The sequence below is a fragment of the Cystobacter fuscus DSM 2262 genome (assembly GCF_000335475.2).
GTDB lineage: Bacteria > Myxococcota > Myxococcia > Myxococcales > Myxococcaceae > Cystobacter > Cystobacter fuscus.
Window position 1 is genome coordinate 49,922 of the sequence record NZ_ANAH02000022.1, and the last position, 21,141, is coordinate 71,062.

Consider the following 21,141-nt stretch of genomic DNA (forward strand, 5'->3'; position numbering starts at 1 on the left):
GAGGAGCGAGCCATGTACCACGCCAGGGAATTGACGGTGGCCACGCGAGGCCGGGGCTTCTACGACATCACGGACGAGGTGCAGCGGGCGGTGGCGGCGAGCGGCGCACGCGACGGCCTGTGCACCATCTTCCTGCACCACACGAGCGCCTCGCTGCTGCTGTGCGAGAACGCGGATCCGGACGTGAGAAAGGACCTGGAGTCCTTCTTCTCGCGGCTGGTGAAGGATGGGGATCCGCTCTTCGTCCACGACGCGGAAGGGCCAGATGACATGCCCGCGCACGTGCGCACGGTGCTGACGCAAAACTCCATCAGCGTGCCCATCAAGGGGGGCGAGGCCAGCCTGGGCACGTGGCAGGGCCTCTACGTCTGGGAGCACCGCACCGCGGCCCACCAGCGCCGGGTGACGGTCTCCATCGTGAGCTGAAGCAACTGAGCGGGGGCCAAGGCCCTACTCCTCGGACTCCTGGGCCTCCAGCAGCTTGTAGAGTGTCTTGCGGTCCACGCCCAGCAGGCGCGCCGCCTCGCTCTTGTTGCCGCCCACGTGCTGGAGCACATGGGCCGCGTAGCGCCGGGACAGCTCGGCCAGGCTCGGCATGTCCCCGGCGAGGCCGCTGAGCTTCTTGGGCGCGTCGCCGATGGGCTCGGGAAAGTCCTGGGGCCCCAGCACGCCCGTCACGTTGAGCGCGAGCGCCCGCGCCACCACGTTCTCCAACTGCCGCACGTTGCCTGGCCAGTCATATGCCGCCAGCCGGGCCATCGCCTCGCCCGCCACCACCGGCGCCACCCCGCCCCGCGCGTGCAGCGCCGCGAAGTGCTCCACCAACGCCGCGATGTCCTCGCGCCGCTCGCGCAGGGGCGGCAGGTGCAGGTGCACCACGTCCAGGCGGTAGAGCAGATCCTCGCGGAACAGCCCCTCGGCCACCCGCGCCTTCAAGTCCTTGTTCGTCGCCGCCACCACCCGCACGTCCACCTTCACGGGCGCGCTCTCGCCCACGCGGCGGATCTCCCCCTCCTGCAACGCGCGAAGCAATTGCGCCTGCACCTTGGGGCCCACGTCGCCAATCTCGTCGAGGAAGAGCGTGCCGCCGTGCGCCTCCTCGAAGAGGCCTCGCCGCGCCCCCGTGGCGCCGGTGAACGAGCCGCGGGCATGGCCGAACAGCTCGCTCTCCATGAGGGACTCGGAGATGGCGCCGCAGTCCACCGGGATGAAGGGCCCGGCCGTGCGCGGCGAGCGCCGGTGCAGCGCCCGCGCCACCATCTCCTTGCCCGTGCCCGTCTCGCCGGTGATGAGCACCGGCACCGACGTGGCCGCCGCCCGCGCCACCTGCTTGTACACCTCGAGCAACCCCGGGCTGCGGCCCACCATGGCGCCGCGCTCCACCTGCTTGCGCAGCGAGCGGTTCTCCTCCACCAGCCGCTTCTGCTCCAACGCCCGCCGCGCCACGCGCACGATGGCGTCCACGTCGAAGGGCTTGGACAGGTAGTCGAAGGCGCCCTGCTGGATGCTGTCCAGCGCGCCCTCGATGTTGCCAAACGCCGTCACCACGATGACGGGCGTGTCCGGCAGGTGCGCGCGCACCTCGTGCAACACGAGCAGTCCGTCGCCCGCGTTGGGCATCGCCATGTCGGTGAACACCAGGTCGAACGGACCCTCTTCCGCCATGCGCGCCGCGGCCATCTTCGGATCCGAGGCCTGCGTCACCTCGCCGAGCATGCCGAGCAGGCGCTTGAGCAGATCCCTCGCGTGGGGATCATCGTCGACGACGAGGATGCGCGCCGGATTCATCTAGGCCGCTCCTCGCTGGGCCACGGGCGCCGCCTCGGCCACGAGGGGAAAGCGCACCGTCACCCGGGTGCCCTCGCCCGGCGCCGAGCGCAGTTGCAACGAGCCCTCGTGCGCCTCCACCAGACGCCGGGTGGTCGCCAGGCCCAACCCGTGCCCGGGAATGCCCCGCGTCTCCGGCGAGCGGAAGAAGGGCTGGAAGAGCTTGCCCTGGGTGTCCTCGCTCATGCCCATGCCATTGTCGACGACCTCGAACACCGCCTCGCCTCCCTCACGCGCCACCCGCACGCTCACCCGCGCGTCGGACCGGCCCGCCGTGTACTTCACCGCGTTGGATAGCAGGTTCTGCGCGATGATCTGCAAGAGCTGCGAGGGGCACATCACCTTCACGCCAGAACTCAACTCGCGCTCCAGGGCCACGCCCTGCGCCGCCGCCGTCTGGCTCACCTCCAACAGGAGCGTGCTCACCGCCGTGTCCAGCTCGCCCACCACGGGCTCGCCCCGGGTGCCCGCGCGGCAGAAGCGCAAGAGCGCCTCGATGAGCTCGCCCATGCGCACCGCGCTCGACTCGCACAGCGACACGAGCTCCAGCGCCTGCGGCTCCTTCACCGCGCCCGAGCGGCGCAAGAGCGTCAGGTAGCCCTTGAGCGGCGACAGCGGGCCCATCAGGTCGTGCGCCACGCGCCGCGTGAAGGCGTCCAGCTCCTGGTTGCGCCGGTCCAGCTCCTCCATCTGCGCCTGGATCGTCTTGCCCTGCCGCTTGATGACCGAGGTGATGCGCCAGACCACCGACAGGGACACCAGCATCGCCAGCAGCGTCACCGCGCCGCCGAAGGCCAGGTTGCGCGTGCGCAGCGCCGCCAGATGGTCGAGCAACTGGCGGCCCTCCTCCGCGTTCTCCCGGTTGAGATGGCCCGCCAGTCCGTCGATCTCCTCGGCCAGGGGACGCACCTGTTCCACCAGATGGTGCCGGGCCCGCTCCGCCTCCTGACGATTGGAGAGCACCGCCGCGGCCCGCACCTGCTCGGCCAGGCGCGTGCACGCCATGTTGAAGCGCTCCCACACGACGAGGCGTTCTCCCTTGGGCAGGCCGCGCGTGTACGCGAGCGTCGCGTCACGCACGTCCGCGAGGATGTCCTCCATCACCTCGTTGGCCGCCTGGCGCTCCTCGTCGTTGCTGGCCCGGATGTGGGCCTCGATGGCGGACTCCAGTGAAATGGCGTCCACACGGATGCGGCCGATGAGTCCCGCCCGGTCCAACGACTCCTGGAAGCGCGCGGCCACCTCATGGCTCGTGCGAACCTCCGTCCAGAGGAAGAAGGCAGCCACGGCCGACAGCAACATCACCGCGAACAGGAAGCCCGCGCGGTAGACCCGGATCGAAGGAGAGGACTTCACGGCGTGCTGGCGGACTCGGCGGGAGGAGGAGAAGGCGGGAGCAGGGGCGGAATGGGCAGCGGCTGCGGCTGGCTGCGCCGCCGCGCCCGGGACAGCGCCGACTGGTACCACACGTCCTCCAGCTCCTCCTGGATGGCCGTCAGCTCGCGCTGCTTCGTCACCAACTGCGCGTTGTGCTCCACCAACGTGTGCCGCTCCGCCTGCACCCGCTCCAGCTCGTCCTGCCACAACGGCGGAAGCAACACCTGCTCGGCGCGCTCCAGGTTCACCACCTCCAGCGCGCTCTCCACCGCGGCGAGCCGCATGGCCAGCGCTTCCACCCGCTCGCGCTCTTCCTCATACCGGCGCTTCCACTGATCCATGTCCTCCGACACTGGAGGTGGTGCGGTTACCTTTGGGGTCACGCACCCGACCTCCAACCCACACATGACCACCGTGATGAAGAGGTACCGCATGCCTTCGCTCCCGTCCTCCGCCGCGCGTCATGCGCCTCAGGGCTAGACCGGGCTCTACCTTGGCCGGCTGACAAGGCCAGCATCCCCAAGATGGAGGGTCACGTCAAAGAGCGCGGTGGGTTTGTGGGGAGGGTGCCCCCAAGCCGGGCAGGCGACATGGGGAGAATCTCCGCAATCCAACACCACGGCCCCTGGGAAGAGGCCGTGGCACGGCGGGTGCTCTGTCACGCGGATGAAACGTCGCACTCAAGCGACGGTTCATCGTCCTTCCGGAGCCCGACCATGAAGAACGTCCTCGCCGCCGTTGTGCTGTCCGCGTCGCTGTCCGCGTTTGCTTCCGAGCCCACCAAGGCCGCTCCGGCTCCCGCCGCCGCTCCCGCTCCCGCCGCCGCTCCGGCTCCCTCGCTGAAGGGCGAGGCCCAGGCCGAGGGCATCAAGGCCGAGGCCCAGCCCGAGGCCGCCCCCACGACGGAGACGAAGACCGAGACGAAGACCACCAAGAAGTCCACCAAGAAGACCACGGCTCCGAAGGCCCCGGCCACCGAGACCAAGGCCGCCGAGACCAAGTAGTTCGTCTTCTCGAGCCGCATCGTCCGAGGGCGCCCCCATTCCGGGAGGCGCCCTCGTCGTTTTCAGCTCAAAGCGCCCGCCGGCTCATGGGCTCCCGAGGTCGGTGGTGCTGAAGTACTCCTCGCGCTGGACCGTGAAAGGCACCTCGGTGCCGTCCTCGAGGCGTCCCGTCCAGGCCGCGCCCGCGACAGGTCGATGGCTCGCGTCGTTCGGGAGGCTGGCGGTCACGGGCACCGCGCTCCCTCGCGCATGGCCGAGCGCCGCGGAGCGCGTCTCCAGGCGGAGAATCTGATCGAAGTCCGGAGCGCGGCGGGCGACGTGGACGCCGAACCACTCTCCCTCCCGGCCGAACACCCGGTAGCTCGCCGAGGACGGCGCCGGGTCGGTGGGTCGCAGCGCCTCGACCATGAGCAGACGCTGGACCGTGAACGACACCTTCGCCGCGCTGTCCGCGGAAGGAAGCGGCGTTCCGCCCTGCTCGAAGTGACCGTGGTAGAGCTTGCCGTCCAGCGTGGAGCCCGGCTTCAACGAGGCCAGGGCGAAGGGCTCCGGCTCGAAGGTCACGAGCGGGCTGCCCGCGGCCCGGTCCGCGTCGTAGAGGCGGCGCCCCGCTTCATCCAGGCGGGCCTCGATGACGATCTGCCAGGCATGGAGGCCGTGCCACATGGGCAGGTGGTAGAGGTAGAGGCCCTGGTCTCCAAAGACAACCATGCCATGCACGCCCGCGCGCGTGGACACGGCCAGGGCCGAGGGCTCGCCGACCTCCCGCGCGCGCGACACGCCAGGCGCGGCCCGTTCACTTCCACGACAGGCCAGCAGACCCACGCACAGACCCATCACGCACGGCTTGCCCAACCGCCACACCCACTGAGACGACATCCAGCAGACTCCTCGCCAGGCGCGCTCCCTCCACGGAGCCACGACGGGGCCCGCGCGTAGCACTTGTCCTCGTCCCCGGCCAGCAGCCCCGGGTGGAGGGCGGGCCGTTCCCCGGATTGCCTGGAGCTTCTTTTTCTCCCAACATGCCGCCGGCTTGCCGTTGCACCTCCTTCACCCCACGAGACCGCCCATGTCGCAGACGACTCCGAACTCCTCCGCGCTTCCCACCGAGCCCCCCGAGCTGGCGGCCAGGCGGGAGCAGTTGCTGGCCACCCTGGAGAAGGAGGCGAAGGTGGCCACCGGCACCGCCGAGCCCGTCCTGCGCAAGATGCACGAGCTGCTCGCCAACACCCAGCCGGGCGCGCCGTTCAACCCGGCGCTCTACGAGGACGTCAAGAGCGCGTTCGTGAACTTCACGCAGGCGCCCGTGTTCCCGCCTCCCGCCATCATCATGGAGTGTCTGGCGTTCATGCAGGAGCGGCAGGTGGCGTTCATCTCCGCCACCCAGCGTTGAACCCCCCAGGTACACCGCCCCACCCCGTGGCGTAGACTGGCCACGGAGGGTCGATGAACATCCGTTCCAATCGCCGGGTCACGCTCGGCATCGCCACGCTCGTCATCCTGCTCGGCATCTGGTGGATGGCCGTGGACGATTGCGTGTCCACCTGGATCTTCCAGGGGGTGAAGATGCCGCGGTGTCCGGACGGGCACATGCGACAGACCGTGACCCTGGACGTCCAGGGACTCGCCCGCGAGGCCACGGGGAGCGTCACCGTCGGGGCCCTCGCCCATGGTGTCACCCGGGACGGCGGCACGCTGCAATCCGCGGTGCGCCGCCTGGAGCCCACCCTGTTCCTCGTGGATGCCGAGGGCAAGGAGACTCCGCTTCCCGTCGAGAGTCCCTGGGAGCGGCAGAAGCCCGGCTTCGCCCAGAGTGCCCGGGTGAAGCTGCCCGCCCTGCCGGACGGGGATTACCGGCTGCGCGCCCGCGTCGACTCGCCGCTGGGCACGGACACCGTGGACGCCCGCCTTGCCCTCTACTCTCCCGCCCGCGTCCAGGTGCTCACCGATCGGCCCCTCTACGAGCCCGGCCACGTGGTGCGCTTTCGCGCCGTGGTGCTGCGCGCCCGGGACCTGGCTCCCCTCGATGGGCGCCCCGGCTCCTGGTTCGTGAGCGATCCCTCGGGAGAAACCCTGCTCGAGCAGCGCATGCCGGCGGGCCCCTGGGGCGTGGTGTCCGGAGAGTTCCCGCTCGACCGCGGCGCGGCCACCGGCTCCTGGAAGGTGTCCTGGACGAGCGGAGACACCTCCGGCGAGGCGTCCTTCCAGGTGAAGCCCTTCACCCTGCCCCGCTTCCAGGTGGAGGCCCAGGGCACGAAGCCCTTCTGGCGCGCGGGCGACTCGCCCCTCGTCGAGGGCCGGGTCCTCTACACCTCGGGAGCCCCCGTGGCCGGCGCCGCCGTGAAGGTGGACTGGCACGCCTCGGGCCGCTGGCCTCCGCCCACCGCGTGGCTCGACGCGAACGCCCGCGACGGGCTGCCCCGCGAGGCCCGCACGGACGCCGCGGGACGCTTCCGCCTCCAACTGCCGCGCGTGCCCTTCGATCTGCGCGGCCAGGCCACCCTCTCCGCGACACTGTCCGCCACGGACCCGGCGGGAGACCAGGTGCGAGGCGCCACCTCGGTGCTGCTCGCCGAGGACGCCCTCTCCGTGTCGGCGGTGACGGAGCTGTCGGACGGCCTGGTGGACGGCTACAGCAACCGCGTCTACCTGCGCGCCACCACCGCCGACGGCCGGCTGTTGCCCGGCGCCGAGCTCACCGTGCGCCGCGCGTGGGACCCCAACGACGAGGGCATGCGCGCGGTGACGGACGAGGACGGCGTGGCCGCCTTCCAGCTCGATCCGGGCCCGCCCATCAACGTCGTGCTGCCCGCCATGCCGGTGCGCCCCGCTCCCCGGCCCCCTCCGGTGCGGCTCGACGGGTTGAGGGATCTGCTCGCCGACGAGGGCGACGCCTCCCTGGAGGATCAGCTCGCCGTGGAGCGGTGGTTGGAGCCCCTGCGCCCCTGCGCCCGCTTCGTCTCGCCCGACGCGGGTTCCTTCGAGGTCCAGCTCGGCCTGCGCGTCACGGCGGGAGGCGCGGTGGTGGACGTCACCGCGGAGGACTCGCCGCTGGCCTCCTGCGCCGCCGCGATCCTGCGCACGCGCACCCTGCCTCCCGGCCGCGAGCGCATGCTGGGGCTCGGCCTGAGCCTGACAGAGCCAGGACTGCCCTCGCTCGGCTTCGAGGTGCGCGAACTCTCCGACGCCAGCGAGGGGCTCGAGGAGGCGCTGCACCGCGCGGTGCTCGATGCGCGCGAGTGCTTGCCCGCGGACTTGTCGCTCTCCGCGCCGCTGCCCGCGGTGCTCACCTGGCGCACGCGTCCAGGCAAGCGCGAGGTGGAAGTGGGCTGGACGTCCCCACGCGCCCAGGAGGACTCGCTGCCCACCACCCACCTCGCCTGCATCCAGTCGCGCTTCACGGGGATGCGACTGAGCGGGGAGCCCGGCCACGCCATGGGCATCGTGCGCTTCACCGCCGAGCCCGCCTCCCGCGGCTCCGAGGGCGCCGCCCCCCAGGAGACGACGATGCTGGGCTACGAGCTGAAGGTGAGCGCGAAGGACGCGACGGGGGAGCTCGGCGCCACGACGTGGACCGCATCGCCCGCGCCATTGCCTCCCACGCGCCTGCGCGCCTCGCCCGTGCTCGCCCAGGCCGGAGGGGACGTGAGCATCGAGCTGCTGCGCAGCCCGGACTTCGTGGGGGGGCTGCCCGAGGAACTCGAACTCCAGGCGGGAGACAGGACGCTCCGGGCGAAGGTGGAGCGGACGGGGACGGTGCCGGTGGCGCGCTTCTCCCTGCCCACCAGCTTCGAGGGTTGGGCCGAGGCCTCCTGGAACGGGGCCGTGGCGCGCGTGTACGTGGCGCCCCAGGCACGACTCTCGCTGGAGGTGTCGCCGGACAAGGCGGCCTATGCCCCCGGCGAGCTGGCCCACCTCCAGGTGAACACGTGGGTGGACGGCCGCAAGGGCCCGGCGGCGGTGGGCCTCTTCGGCGTGGACGAGAGCCTGTCACAGCTCGTGGCCCTGCCGGACGCGGACGCGTTGGATGGAATGCGGCCGGCGCCCTCGGTGCCCTCGCCCGCCTTCGGGGTGCTGGACAGCACGGCGCTCGTCATGGGGCGCATCCGGGGCGCCAACGCCGCCGCCGCCACGCTGCTGCGCGTGAGGGGCGTACCCACGCGCGACGACGGGGAACGGACCCTGTCCTTCTCGGCACGGACGCCCTTCGAGCCCGACGTGGAGTTGACCGAGCCCTTCTACCGGGTGCTCTCCGAGCTCACGGTGCGGGTGCGCGCCTGGGAGGAGTCCGCGCCCCAGGGCGAGACGCTGTCGCCCGAGGGGCTCGCGCGGCAATGGGAGCAGGCGCTCGCGGCCTGTGAACAGCGGGGCGAGAAGGTCACGGACGCCTACGGCCGCCGGTTGAGGTTGTCGCAACTGCCCCAGGAGCTGCTCGCCCTCACGGATCCGCGCGCGGTGGTGGTGAACGGGACGCGGTTGCCTCAGGACATCGAGAATTGGGGCGCATGGGTCGCCCGGGAGTCGCCATGAAGCGCCACATCCTCGTGGGAGCGGGGGGCCTCGTCGTGGGCATCCTGCTGACCCTGTTCGTCCTGGGCATCATGATGCCGCGCCTCTCACCGGAGCCGGACATGCGGGCGGCGGAGTCCATGATGGAGCCAGTCATGCAGGCCGCTCCCTCCACCCCCTCTCCCGAGGAGGAGCTCGATGAGCAATCGCCCAGGGGAATCGGCATCGCGCCCGGGCGCGGAGGAGCGCGCAATCGGAGCCCGGCCGCGTTCGGGATGATGAAGAAGGAGATGAGTAAGGGAGCCGGGGGAGCGATGGCGCCCCCTCCTCCGCCGCCCCCCGCCCCCATGGCCGAGCAGCAGGAAGCGGCGGCCCCCTCGGGACGGGCGTGGTTCCCCGAGACGTTCCTCTTCGAGCCCCTGGTGGTGACGGACGCATCGGGCGAGGCCTCGGTGCCCGTGAAGGTGCCGGACAGGCTGACGCGCTGGCGGGTGCTGGCGCTGGCGCATTCGCGCTCGGGGGCCCAGGCCGGAGCGGTGAGCACCTTCGCGAGCTCGCTGCCCACCTACGTGGATCCGGTGTTGCCCGCCTTCCTGAGGGCCGGAGACGTGGTGCGCATGCCGGTGCAGGTGGTGAACACCACGGGCACCGCGGTGACGCGCGCGCTGAAGGTGGAGGCCCAGGGAGTGGCGGTGGAGGGCGGCACGCGCACGGTGACGGTGCCGGCGGCGGGCAGCGTGGTGGAGTACGTGACGCTGCGCGCGGCGAGGCCGGGGCCGGTGACGGTGCGGGCCGCGCTGGAGGGAGCGGACTCGGTGGAGCGCGGCTTCGAGGTGTGGCCCACGGGCCAGCGGGTGCGCGAGACCCGCGGCGGCACCCTGGCCGCGCCGCGCACGCTGGAGCTGGTGGGGGCCGCGTCCCCGGTGGAGGGCAGCGAGCGGGTGCGGCTGCTCGTCTTCCCGGGGGCGCTGGGCGTGCTGCGCTCGGAGCTGGCGGCGGCGCCCGGCCGCACGGGCGAGGCCGAGGACGCCTATGCGCTGCTGCTCACCGGGCGTGCCCCGGCGCTGCTCCAGGGCCTGGGCGGGACGGTGGAGCCGCGCTCGCTCGAGCAGGCGTCGGTGCTCGCGGGCCAGCGGGTGCTCCGGGCCGGACGCGCGCCGGACGTGGCGACGGCGACCCTGCTCGCCGAGGCGGCGCTGGTCCACCCGGGCAACCCCGTGCTGGCACGGCTCGGCGAGCGCCTGTCCGAGCAGGTGGCGCGGGCCCAGCGTCCGGATGGAACGTGCCAGGGCGGCGAGGGGTGGACGTTGCAGCGGCTGCTGGTGGCCACGGCGGAGTGCACCCGGGTGATGCGCGCCGGGATGGGCACGGACGCGGGCCGCCGGCGGGCCTCGGCCTTCGGGGCGCGCGCGGCGGGTGCCTTCGAGCGCTCCCTGTCACGGATCCGGGACGGGTACACGGCGGCGGCGGTGCTGGCCAGCGGAGCGGTGTCCGGCTCGGTCCGGGACACGCTGCGTGGGCGGGTACGCGAGGCGCTCCAGCGGCGGCCGGATGGCGCGGCGTACCTCCCCGTGCCAGCGGGCGTGGTGCGCGCGGATGGACGGGTCCCCTCGGAGGCCGAGGCCACCGCGCTCGCGGTGCTGGCGCTGGTGGAGGACAAGCAAGCGCCGCTCGCGGACCTGGGCACCTCGCTGCTCGCGGACTACCGGCCCGAGTCCGGCTGGGGCGACGGGCGAGCCAACCTCGCCGGGCTCCAGGCCGTGCTGGCCCTCTTCAAGGAGCCGCTGCCTTCTCAGGTCCGGGTGGTGCTGGAGCGGGATGGCCAGCCGGTGACGGAAGGGACCTTCGACGCGAAGGCGCTGCGCGAGGTGCTCGCGCTGGAGGCGGAGGCACCCGGTTCCACGGGCCCGCACACCTGGAGCGTGCGCGCGGAGCCCGCGGTGCCGGGGCTGGGCTTCGCCCTGACGCTGGCCGCCCGCGTGCCCTGGCGCGCGAGCGAGCCGGGCCATGGGCTGGAGCTCGCCATGAAGGTCGCGGCGGACGCGAAGGTGGGGATGCCCGTGGAGGTGACGCTCCAGGCGGCTTCTCCGGCGGGCCTGGAGCTCACGCTGCGCCAGGAGCTGCCCGCGGGGGTGCAGGTGGATCACCCGAGCCTGGAGGAACTGGTGCGGCAGGGCCGGGTGGCGGCCTACGACGTGGAGGACGGAGCGGTGAGCCTCACCCTGCCGCCGCGCGGCGCCGCCGAGCCCTTCACGGCCCGGTTCCGGGTGGTGCCCACGCTCGCCGGCACGTTGCAGGCGGGCGCCTCCAGCCTCTCGCTCGTGGGGAGCGAGAACACGGCCTTCCGCGTGGTGCCCACCACCTGGACGATCCGCTGAACCTACGGCTTGGGGATGAGGATGAGATCATCCCCCTGCCGCAGGCGGTACACCCCGTCCGAATCCCGGCAGCGCCCGGCGTGATCGCGAATCCTGGCATCGAGAGCGCGCGCCTCGTCGTCGCTCAGGGCGGCGAGCTGCCGCGCGGTGTAACAGTCCTCGAACACGAAGAAGCGGCAGAGCGTGTACATCTCCTCGAAGGTGGTCGCGGAGAAGCCGTTCCGGGTCTCGACCACCTCGAACGGGAGCTGCTTGTCCTTCAGGATGGCCTTGAGCTGCTCGCTGGTGATCACCGTCTGGGTGAAGTCGCGATGCAGCTCGTAGTTCTGCCCGCGGGCCGAGCCGAGGACGACCAGACAGTAGCCCCCCGGGCGCACGAACGAGAGCAGCCGATCGATGGCCCCACCCCAGTCGGACACGGGCACGTGGTACAGCATGTGCGAGCAGAGGACGAGCTCGTACTGCTCGGACGATTGAAAGCTCTCCAGCGTCCCGTGGATGAGCCGGGCCCCCGGGAGATCGAACGCGCCGAGCTGCTCCCGGTTGGGCTCGAGCAGGGTGAGCGAGCCGAAGTGCGGCGCGAGCCGCCGGGCAATGGCGCCCGGCCCCGCGCCGACATCGAGCAGCGACGGACGCGCGGGCAGCCGGGAGAGCAGACTCCGCTCCACCCACTGCCCGATGTTCTCGGGGTGCAGGGCCGTCCTGCCGAGCAGGTGGAAGGCGGTGGCGTACTCCTGGGGAGACAACGTGATGTTCATGGCGTGAGGTCCTCGGAGGTCAGCCTAACACCCACCACACGCTCGACCCGGAGCACACGGCATTCCCCGCAACCCACGCGTGTAGGAGAAGGGTGACGCACACGCGACACCCCTGCCCGCTCCCTCGCTGGCGAGGCGGCCATGGCTTCTGGCGTCCGCGCGCGATCGGTTCTGATAGCCTACGCGCCCGCCTGCCATGTCCTCGCTCGACGCCACCGCCACTTCCATCAGCCGGACGCTCGATCCGGATCTCATTCCAGGCTACCGGCTGGAGAAACTCGTTGGAGCCGGGGGCATGGGCGAGGTGCACAAGGCCACCCAGCTCTCGCTCGGCCGCACCGTGGCGGTCAAGCTGCTCAGCCAGCAGCTCGCCCAGGACGAGAGCTTCGTCGCGCGCTTCCAGAAGGAGGCCGCGGCGCTCGCCACCCTGCACCACCCGCACATCGTGTCCATCGTCGACAAGGGCAGCACGCCGACGACGTACTACTTGGTGATGGAGTTCGTGGACGGGCCCTCGCTGCGCGAGCGCATGCGCCAGCCGCCCGAGGATCCCTTCGAGCACCTGCGGATCATGATGCAGATCTGCCGGGCCATCGAGTACGCGCACAACCGGGGCGTCATCCACCGCGACCTCAAGCCGGAGAACATCCTCTTCGACATGCAGGGAGGCGACCTGCCCAAGGTGACGGACTTCGGGCTCGCCTCGTTCCTCGAGGACAGCAGCACGCGCTTCGCCCTCACCAGCACGCACGTGGCCATGGGGACGCTGTCCTATATGGCGCCCGAGCAGCGCGTGGACGCGAAGAACGCGGATGGCCGCGCGGACATCTTCGCGCTCGGCCTCATCTTCTACGAGATGCTCGTGGGGGAGCTGCCCGCGGGCCACTATGATCCGCCCTCGCGCCGCAAGCCGGGGGTGGACCCCAAGCTGGATGGCATCATCGACCGGTGCCTCAAGCAGCAGCCCGAGGAGCGCTACCCGAACGTCACCGCGCTCATCCGGGATATCGAACCGCTCATCCCCCACTACACCACCATCGCGCCGGCGAAGCTCAGCCGGGTGCAGCGCGCGAAGCGGGTGGCGGGGCGCGTGGTGCGCACCTGCCTGCAGGTGGTCGCCACGGTGATGGTGATCGCGTCCGTGGGCATCCTGGGCGTGGCGTGGATGCGCAGCGGGGAGAAGCGCGTGGAGCGCACCCCGGGCGCCGCGCTCACCGCGGACCTCGGACTGCCCGCCGCGTCGTCCCTCGCCGGACGGTTGATGACGGTGGAGGGCGAGACGCGCCGGGTGACGCTCGGGGAAGGCCCCGACAAGCCCTCGGTGCTCGTGTCGGGCCGCCCCCTGTCGCTGGAGGATCGCACCATCGTCTTCCCTTCGGTGGTGGGCCAGTCCCGCGTGGGACTCATGCGCGTGGACGTGCGCAGCATGCGCGGCAGCCGCGCCCGCTTCTCCGCGCGAGTGGATGCCCGCGAGCCCGAGCCCACCCTCGCCAACCGCCTGCGCTCCTTCAAGCACGGGGAGGCGCCGGACCCCGAGGTCGCCCTGCTGCTGCTCGGCAGCACGGGCCGCTACGTGGCCCTGGTGTACAGCGGCGCGGGGGCCCCGCTGCGGCTGGAGTGGAACCTCGGCGAGAAGCGCGGAATCATGCTCGGCGAGGATTCGCCCGACGGGCCCGTGCAGCTGTCGCTGGAGGTGGACGACGAAGGCGTGCTCGTCGCCTCGGTGGGGACCAAGGAGGACCAGCGCCCCATGGGCGAGCCCCTGCACCTGGGAACGGACTGGCAGAGCAGGCGCTTCGGCGACGAGCCCGTGCCGGCGCTCGGCTGCATCGAGGGCAGGTGTCAGGCGGAGAACTTCACCTATCAGGTGTGGCCCGCGCCCAAGCAGTCCACCACCGCCCAGCTCACCCCGCCGCCGCAGGTCTCCCGGCCACCGCAGGTCTCCCGGCCGGCCGCCGCCCCGGCGAAGCGCGCCCCCCCCAAGTCCAGTTCCTCGAAGGGCAAGCGCTCGAAATAGGCAAGTGCGCGGCCCTCCGCTGCATGCGGATGTGGCCCGGACCCGGGCTTTGAACTATCCCTGGGTCCTCTATGCGCACGCTCATCCGCACCCACCTCGCGCTCCTGCTCGTCACCGGCCTCGTGGCCGGCTGTGCCGCTCACTCCCCCGCCTCCTCCGAGGTGCTCGAACGGGCCGCCACGGCGGCGCGCAATGGGGCTTCCGCTTCGCGCACCCTCGCCTTCGCGGGCTTCCATTCCTGGCTGGTGCAAGGGGATGTGGCAACCGCCCAGGGCCGCTTCGACGAGGCCATCTCCAAGGACCCGGCCGAGCCCTACTCCCTCTACGGTCAGCACCTGCTCGCGCGCCGCGCCGCCCAACCCCGCCGGGCGCTCGACGCCGCGCTGGCGGTGGTCACCCGGGCGCCCCGTCATCCGCTGGCGGTGCCCTCGGCGCGCTACGTGCTGGAGTCGGTGGGCGTGTCGCCCGCGCTGGATGAGATCATCCTCACCGGCCTGCTCGCCGCGCTCGACGCCGGTGCCGCCGGGGAAGCCGCCCAACTGCTGCGCGCGGCCCAGCTCTCGGTGATGGCCTCGCGGCCGGACCGGGCCGCCCAGACGCAGGTGCTCCAGGATCTCGGCGCCGCGGACACGGCCACGCTGCTCGGGCCCTTCTCCGCCTGGCACCTGCTCACCTTCGACGAGCCGCTCGCGCCGGAGAAGGACGGCTCGCTCGCGGGCCCCTTCACCGGCCCCTTCGGCACGCTCGCGCCGCGCATCCTCCACGCGCCCGACGGCCGCCTGGACATCGCGGGCGAGACGAGCCCGGGAGATGTCTACCTGATGGCGGCGGACGTGGAGGTGCCCGAGGCGGGCGTCTACGTGGTACGAGCCGCGTCCGCCTCCTCGTACAAGCTGATGCTGGATGGGCAGCCCGTGCTCGAACGGCGGGCCTTCGCGCGCACCGCGTCCACCGTGGCCGCGCGCTCCCTGCAGCTCGGCGCGGGCCGGCACCGCGTGCTCGTCAAACTGCTGCGCGACCAGCGCCAGGCCTCCGTGTCCCTCACGCTGACGCGCGCGGATGGGCGCCCTTCCGCCCTGCGCTACAGCGCCGCCACCGGGCCCGCGCCCGCCTCGTGGGGCAGTGGACCCAAGGAAGCGCGCGCGGAGCTCGTCTACCCGCGCGCCGAGGACCTGTCCGCGGCGCTCACGGCCGAGGCGGGCACCCTGCTCGCGGACTTCATCGCGGTGCGCGACGGCATGTCGAGGGATCCCGACGGCGCCTGGCGGCTGATGACGCGCCTGGCGAAGCTCTCGCAGACCCCGGCCGTGCTGTCGCTGCGCGCGGAGCTGGCCGTGCAGGACCGGACCATCCCCAGCAAGGTGGCGCGCGGACGCGCGACGCGAGACCTGGAGGCGGTGCTGGCCAAGGACGCGAGCGACGTGGTGGCGCTGATGGTGCGCGCCGAGCTGTCCCTCGGCGACAACCAGCCCACCACGGCACTGGAGACGCTCAAGGTGGCGCGCAAGGCGGCGACGCCCACGGGCTGGCCCGTGATGATGATGGAGGCGCGCGCGGCGGTGGCCCTGGAGCTGGACAGCACGGCGGAGGAGAGCCTGGCGGCGGCGCTCCAGGTGCAGCCGGGCCTGTGCGAGGCCCAGGGGCTGCGCTACAACCTGGCCAAACGCCGCGACGCGGTGGCGCGCACGGACGAGCTGATCACCTCGCTGGAGGGCTGCCCGGGCTCGCTCGCGCGGGCGGCCGAGCACGCGCGGATGCGCGGCGACCTGGAGCGCACCGTCACCCTCTACCGGGAGCAGCTCACGCGCAATCCCGGGGACGGCACCACCGCCCTGTCGCTGGCGGCCGCGCAGGTGGCCCTGCGCCGGTTCGACGATGCCACCGCCACGCTCAAGGAGCTGAGCCTGCTGTGGCCGCGCAACCCCCGGGTGTTGGAGAAGTGGGCGGACGTGCGGGAGCTGGCCGGAGACGCCGCCGGGGCGCTCGCCCTGCGTGAGCAGTCGCTCCTGTTGGATGGGGACAACCTGTCGCTGCGCCGCGCCGTCACGCGCGCGAAGACGGGGCAGGAGGTATTGCAGGCGCACGCCATCAACGGGCGCGAGGCCATCCGCGACTACGAGCAGAACCACGGCCCCGAGGACAGCTCCGCCGCCTACGTGCTGGACGCGGCCGCCACCCAGGTCTTCCCGGATGGCTCCCAGGTCACCCGCATCCACATCATCCAGAAGGCGCTGGAGCAGAGCGGCGTGCAGGAGATCGCCGAGGTGAACCTGCCCTCGGGCGCGCAGCCGCTCGCGGTGCGCACCCTCAAGGCCAATGGCACCGTGCTGGAGCCGGAGAGCATCGAGGGCAAGGACAGCGTCAGCCTGCCGGGTGTGCAGGTGGGCGACTACGTGGAGATCGAGTACCTGCTGGCGGAGCCCTCGCGCGGACCGGCGCAGCCGGGCTTCAAGGCGTCGGACTTCTACTTCAGCGTGGCGAGCATGCCGGACCACCGCGCCACGTACACGGTGGTGGCGCCCAAGGGCACGGGCATGAAGGTGGACGCGCACAACGTCCGGGTGCCGCCGCCCACGGTGAAGGGCGACGAGGAGCTGTTCACCCACGAGGTGCGCGGGGTGCCGCCCCTCATCCCCGAGCCGGATGGCCCCTCGAGCAAGGAATACCTGCCCTTCGTGGTGGTGGGCGCGGGCACCACGGGCAATGACAAGCTGGTGGCGGTGTACGCGGACAGCTTCCTGGAGCGGGGCGCGCTCAACTGGGAGCTGGAGGCCTTCGCGCGCGAGGCGGCCGGGGACAAGCGCGGGCTGGAGGCGGCCCAGGCGCTGTACGCGGCGGTGATGAAGCGCTTCAGTGGCCGGGACGCGGGGCTGACGCAGTCGGCGGCGTCCACGGTGGCGCAGGACCGGGGCAGCCGCATGTGGGCGCTCAAGACGGGGCTGGAGGTGTTGGGGATTCCCACGCGCCTGGCGGCGGTGCGCACCTTCTCGGTGGACCCGGCGGAGTACCTCTTCCCCGAGGAGTCGCTGCTGCCCTACATCGCGCTGCGCGCCGAGGTGCCGGGCACGGGGCCGGTGTGGCTGGACACCACCACGCGCTACGCGCCCTTCGGCCAGCTGCCCGAGACGGCTCTGGGCGAGCGGGACGCGTACCTGCTGCCCGAGCCGGGCCGGGCCCTGGAGAAGGTGAAGACGCCGAAGCTCGAGCCGCAGCCGGGCAAGCAGGTGAAGCTGGAGCTGGAGCTGGACGGGAACGGCCAGCTCGTGGGCCGCGGAGAGGAAGTCTACACGGGCTACGACGCGGCCCAGCTCGCGGAGGCCTTCGAGGCCATCTCCGGCGACCGCCGGCGGCAGGCCCTCCAGAACGCGGTGGGCCGCTACTTCAACGGGGCGGAGCTGACCGAGCTGAAGTTCGATCGCGAGGAGCAGGTGGGCGCCCCCTTCACGGTGCGCTACGGCTTCAAGGCCGCGAACTTCGCGCGCGCGAGCGGCGGGACGCTGGTGCTGCCGCCCATCACCATGCCCGCGACGCTGGGACGGCAGTACGTGCAGCTGAGCACGCGCACCGTGCCTCTGCTCATCGACGACACCGAGGCGAGCACCACGCGGGTGAGCCTGAAGATGCCCTCGGGCTACCGGCTGGCGGATCCCCAGGCGCAACTGAAGACGGAGAGCCCCTTCGGCCGGCTGCTGCGCACGGAGAAGCAGGAGGGCAACACGCTCACCCTCGACGAAACACTGCGCGTGGAACGAGGCCGCATCGCGGTGAAACAGTACGAGGACTTCGCGCACTTCGCGGGCGAAGTGGACCTCATCCAGTCGCGTGACCTGGTGCTCGTGAAGCAATAGCTGGACGGCACCGGCAGCCTACCCGCTCCCCACTGGCTTCCTTTTCAACCAATATGTTAAAAACCGAGAAAACGGGGAAAACCCACCTATTGGTAAGCCAATGAGTTATCCTGCGCCCGCTTGACGATGAGCCAAGCCGCGCGGGTGTCTGTCTGAAAGACACCCGCGACGACATTGCATCCATCTCGAGAGGCGCGCATGAAGAGGAATCCGGTTTCAGGCGGTAGGGGTCTGAGCGGCTGGCGGGGTCTGTGTCTGGCGGTCCACCTGTCGCTCCTCGGCGGGTGCGGGATCCAGGAGCCGCCCCCTCCCGGGGAACAGCCTCCAGTGGTGGAGCCTGGCCCCACCACCCCCACCTCCCCCGCCACTCCGGCCGACGACCCCGCCACTCCCACCCACCCGACTCCGGCGCCGCTCGCCTCGCCCGTGGCCACGAATGGCCAGCTCAAGGTGGTGGGCAATCAAATCCAGAACCAGAATGGCGTGGCCGTCCAGCTCAAGGGAATGAGCCTCTTCTGGAGCCAGTGGGGCAGCGCGTTCTACAACGCCTCCGTCGTCAACTCGCTCGCGGACAACTGGAAGGTCACCGTGGTGCGCGCCGCCATGGCCGTGGAGGAAGGCGGCTATCTCACCAATCCAGCGGCGGAGAAGGCCCGGGTGAAGACCGTCGTCGACGCGGCCATCGCCAAGGGCATCTACGTCATCATCGACTGGCATGATCACAGCGCCACGCAGCACACCGCGCAGTCCAAGGCGTTCTTCACCGAGATGGCGCAGCTCTACAAGAACACCCCCAACGTCATCTTCGAGATCTTCAACGAGCCGGACAACGAGTCCTGGAGCGAGGTGCGCGCCTACGCCGTGGAAATCATTGGCGCCATCCGCGGCGCCGGCGCTCCCAACCTCGTGGTGGTGGGCACGCCGACCTGGTCACAGGGCGTGGACGCGGCCGCCAGCAATCCCATCACCCAGTACCCCAACGTGGCCTATACGCTGCACTTCTACGCGGGCACGCACGGACAATGGCTGCGCGACAGGGCGGCCGCGGCGCTGTCCAGGGGCATCGCCCTGTTCGTGACGGAGTTCGGCACCTGCGACGCGTCCGGCAATGGCAATCTCAACCTCAACGAGAGCCAGCTGTGGATCGACTTCATGAACAGCCGCAAGCTGAGCTGGGCCAACTGGTCGCTGCACGACAAGCCCGAGACTGCCTCCGCGCTCGTCCCCGGCGCGAGCACCACCGGTAACTGGCCCGCCTCGGCCCTCACGCCCTCCGGCACCTTCATCAAGCAGAAGCTGTTGCAGTAATCCGCGACGGGCGGGAGGCCTGAAGCTCCCGGGCCTCCCGCCCGCACCGGCTTGATCCGAAAGAACGCATGGTTCGCGCGTTCCCTCCTGACAGGGTATCCACATGAGAAAAGATACGGCAGCTCGTCAACCCTCCCAAGCTGAAGCCCTCACCCGCACGAAGCCCTCGTTTCACGCCGCTTCGGCCCTCCTCCTCTCCGCCGCCCTGGCCGGCTGCGGCGGCTCGCCCGGCGAGGCGGGCGTCGCGGGCGCGAGTCTGGAGGAAGGCCAGGCGGAGAGCGCGCTCGAGCTCCGCGAAGGCTCGGGGGGCGACACCACCTCCGCCCCCACGCTCGCGTGCGCGCCGCTGTGCAATGGGAGCTGCACCCCCATCGATCTCGCGACCATCAACACCAACGGCGCCATTAATATCGCGCTGACGGACCAGTACGTGTACTACGGCGGCGGCTATGGCTCCGAGGTCAGCAACGACGAGGTAGGCAGGGTCCCCAAGGCCGGCGGCGCGAAGACCGTCCTCATCAATCGGCTCACCTACGTGACCGAGCTCGTGGGAAGCGGCCCATACGCCTACTTCTCCGGCAGTGGTCGCGGCCTCGGGAGCAACTTGAACAGGGTGAACCCTGACGGCACCATCACCGCGCTGCCGGTCACTGGCGGCTACCCGTCGGGGGTGGCGGTGGACTCGACCCATATCTACTGGATCGGCAACAATCAATACAACATCTACGCCCAGCCGCTCTCGGGCGGGACCGCTTCCCTGGTCGTCCCTCATGATCCTGTTCAGGGCGGGCTGCGGACGTCATTGTTCGCGGACGGCGATAGCCTGTACTATCGCGAACTCGGCTCTCTCTCTTCCACCATGAAGGCGCCCAAGTCTGGCGCCGCGGCGCCGATCAAGCTCACTCGCACGAGCTGGTATCTCGACTTCGACGACGCCAACGTCTACTACGCCGCGAGCGGGGTCTACAGAATTCCCAAGAGCGGCGGCACCGCCGTCAAGCTCGCCGCCACGGGGACGAGGGTCGTCGTCGATAGCGAGAGGATCTACTGGCTCGATGGAACAGCCCTCCGGGCGATGTGCAAGGACGGCACCGGCGCCCAGGTCCTGGCGTCCACCGGCGAGTCTTATAACCTCGCCGTGGACAGCACGGGGGTCTACTGGGCTGGCGAGGGCAAGATCCGGAAGATCGCGAAGTAGCCCGGCAGCGCAGCGCGGGGGCGAGCTCGGGAAGGGAGTGCGCGCTTGACCCCTGCGCTCCAGGAGGTGTCAGAGAACTTGTTCCGCTCCCTCGCCGCCTACGAGTCGTCTGACACCTCTCAGCAGACACCTCTCAGCAGCGAACACCTCTCAGCGCACACGCCCTCAACAGGCCTTCCATCCTTCCTATAGGCCTAGTCCACGCAAAGCGCCGCCTGCAGCTTGCCGTCCTCCACGGTGGCGAAGCAGCCACAGGGATCGTTGCTGACCTGGCAGGTTCCGGTGACGGGCGCGTCGGCGGGCGGTTGGCCGTCGGCCGTGTAGCGGCAGGATCCCTGGCAGTCGTCGCCGTCGCGGCAGGCCTTGCCCGCGTCGGCGTAGGGGATGACGCACATCGGGCGGGCCAGCATGCACACGGGGCGGACGGTCCCGCCCTTGGCGGCGCAGGCCTTCGCGTCGATGGCGGGCGTAGGGCCGCCGGGCTGAGCCGGGTGGGAGGCGCCGTCCGGCGCTGGGTGGATCGGCTGCGGGTCGGTGGCTGCTGGCGTGGCGCAGGCGGCGAGGGCGAGAACGGCGGCGAGGATCAGGCGGCGCATGGGGAGAGGATAGCGGGGCCAGCCGCAGGGGTCATCCCTGCCCTGAACGGGACGGATGACAAAGAAAACCTCCGGCGCCTTCATCTGAATGTGGAGGCGGCAGGAATCGAACCCACGCCGGGCGGTGCGAAACTCCCAGCAGAATCGCGCCCTTACCTCGTGACCGCCCGGAATGATTGGAAGTCGGTATCCCGCCACGTCCCCGCTGTGTCCTGCGCTGTCCCAGTACATTCCGCAGGCTCCTGCGACATATTGCGGCAGACACGTGAGGCCCGGCCACTCGGCGCTCTTCGCCACCAGACCCTCTTTCACCCCAGGGGC

15 protein-coding genes are annotated in these 21,141 nt (G+C 71.1%); 9 read left to right on the forward strand and 6 right to left on the reverse strand.

Translation table 11 applies throughout. The features are described from left to right. Positions 1–12: 12 nt before the first annotated feature. Positions 13–426 (forward strand): secondary thiamine-phosphate synthase enzyme YjbQ, encoded by a 414-nt coding sequence (locus D187_RS31200; protein ID WP_002625847.1) that lies wholly within the window; start codon positions 13–15, stop codon positions 424–426. A 24-nt stretch (positions 427–450) separates the two neighbouring features. Here the strand turns inward: D187_RS31200 and D187_RS31205 are convergent, their stop codons facing one another. Genes D187_RS31205 through D187_RS31215 form a run of 3 tightly spaced genes read right to left on the reverse strand, consistent with a single transcriptional unit; the run spans position 451 to position 3,545 of the window. After that, positions 451–1,788: a sigma-54-dependent transcriptional regulator gene (locus D187_RS31205; protein WP_002625846.1), complete on the reverse strand. Its 1,338-nt coding sequence runs from the start codon at positions 1,786–1,788 to the stop codon at positions 451–453. Continuing rightward, a complete protein-coding gene (locus D187_RS31210; protein ID WP_002625845.1) occupies positions 1,789–3,183 on the reverse strand; it encodes a sensor histidine kinase in 1,395 nt (464 codons plus the stop codon). After that, positions 3,180–3,545 carry a hypothetical protein gene (locus D187_RS31215; protein ID WP_051256631.1) on the reverse strand — a complete coding sequence of 122 codons (366 nt, stop codon included), beginning with the start codon at positions 3,543–3,545 and terminating at the stop codon, positions 3,180–3,182. The genes D187_RS31210 and D187_RS31215 overlap by 4 nt, the downstream gene beginning before the upstream one ends. Before the next feature lie 375 nt (positions 3,546–3,920). Here D187_RS31215 and D187_RS50640 point away from each other — a divergent pair, with 375 nt between their 5' ends. Continuing rightward, a complete protein-coding gene (locus D187_RS50640) occupies positions 3,921–4,208 on the forward strand; it encodes a hypothetical protein (RefSeq protein ID WP_002625843.1) in 288 nt (95 codons plus the stop codon). A gap of 84 nt (positions 4,209–4,292) precedes the next feature. Here D187_RS50640 and D187_RS31225 read toward each other — a convergent pair whose 3' ends face one another. After that, positions 4,293–5,087: a hypothetical protein gene (locus D187_RS31225; protein WP_002625842.1), complete on the reverse strand. Its 795-nt coding sequence runs from the start codon at positions 5,085–5,087 to the stop codon at positions 4,293–4,295. A gap of 190 nt (positions 5,088–5,277) precedes the next feature. On the opposite strand from D187_RS31225, the gene D187_RS31230 reads away from it, so the two are divergent. The 3 genes from D187_RS31230 to D187_RS31240 are packed head-to-tail and all read left to right on the forward strand — an operon-like array spanning position 5,278 to position 11,095. Next, positions 5,278–5,601: a hypothetical protein gene (locus tag D187_RS31230; RefSeq protein WP_002625841.1), complete on the forward strand. Its 324-nt coding sequence runs from the start codon at positions 5,278–5,280 to the stop codon at positions 5,599–5,601. Positions 5,602–5,654: 53 nt separating this feature from the next. Beyond that, positions 5,655–8,738: an MG2 domain-containing protein gene (locus D187_RS31235; RefSeq protein WP_002625840.1), complete on the forward strand. Its 3,084-nt coding sequence runs from the start codon at positions 5,655–5,657 to the stop codon at positions 8,736–8,738. Next, complete coding sequence (locus tag D187_RS31240; protein ID WP_002625839.1) at positions 8,735–11,095, forward strand: alpha-2-macroglobulin family protein; 2,361 nt, start codon at positions 8,735–8,737, stop codon at positions 11,093–11,095. Before D187_RS31235 ends, D187_RS31240 begins: the two co-directional genes overlap by 4 nt. Positions 11,096–11,097: 2 nt before the next feature. On the opposite strand, the gene D187_RS31245 is transcribed toward D187_RS31240, so the two are convergent. Continuing rightward, a complete protein-coding gene (locus D187_RS31245) occupies positions 11,098–11,853 on the reverse strand; it encodes a class I SAM-dependent methyltransferase (protein WP_002625838.1) in 756 nt (251 codons plus the stop codon). Between the two features lie 196 nt (positions 11,854–12,049). Here D187_RS31245 and D187_RS31250 point away from each other — a divergent pair, with 196 nt between their 5' ends. From D187_RS31250 to D187_RS31265, 4 genes are all read left to right on the forward strand, one after another. Then, complete coding sequence (locus D187_RS31250; protein WP_002625837.1) at positions 12,050–13,870, forward strand: serine/threonine-protein kinase; 1,821 nt, start codon at positions 12,050–12,052, stop codon at positions 13,868–13,870. A gap of 71 nt (positions 13,871–13,941) precedes the next feature. After that, complete coding sequence (locus D187_RS31255; protein ID WP_002625836.1) at positions 13,942–17,718, forward strand: DUF3858 domain-containing protein; 3,777 nt, start codon at positions 13,942–13,944, stop codon at positions 17,716–17,718. A gap of 198 nt (positions 17,719–17,916) precedes the next feature. Further along, on the forward strand, positions 17,917–19,026 hold the full coding sequence (locus D187_RS31260) for a glycoside hydrolase family 5 protein (RefSeq protein ID WP_245591868.1): 1,110 nt from the start codon (positions 17,917–17,919) through the stop codon (positions 19,024–19,026). 103 nt (positions 19,027–19,129) lie between these two features. Next, positions 19,130–20,224: a hypothetical protein gene (locus D187_RS31265; protein WP_002625834.1), complete on the forward strand. Its 1,095-nt coding sequence runs from the start codon at positions 19,130–19,132 to the stop codon at positions 20,222–20,224. A 194-nt stretch (positions 20,225–20,418) separates the two neighbouring features. Here the strand turns inward: D187_RS31265 and D187_RS31270 are convergent, their stop codons facing one another. Then, positions 20,419–20,820 (reverse strand): hypothetical protein, encoded by a 402-nt coding sequence (locus tag D187_RS31270; protein WP_043432338.1) that lies wholly within the window; start codon positions 20,818–20,820, stop codon positions 20,419–20,421. Between the last annotated feature and the right edge of the window lie 321 nt (positions 20,821–21,141).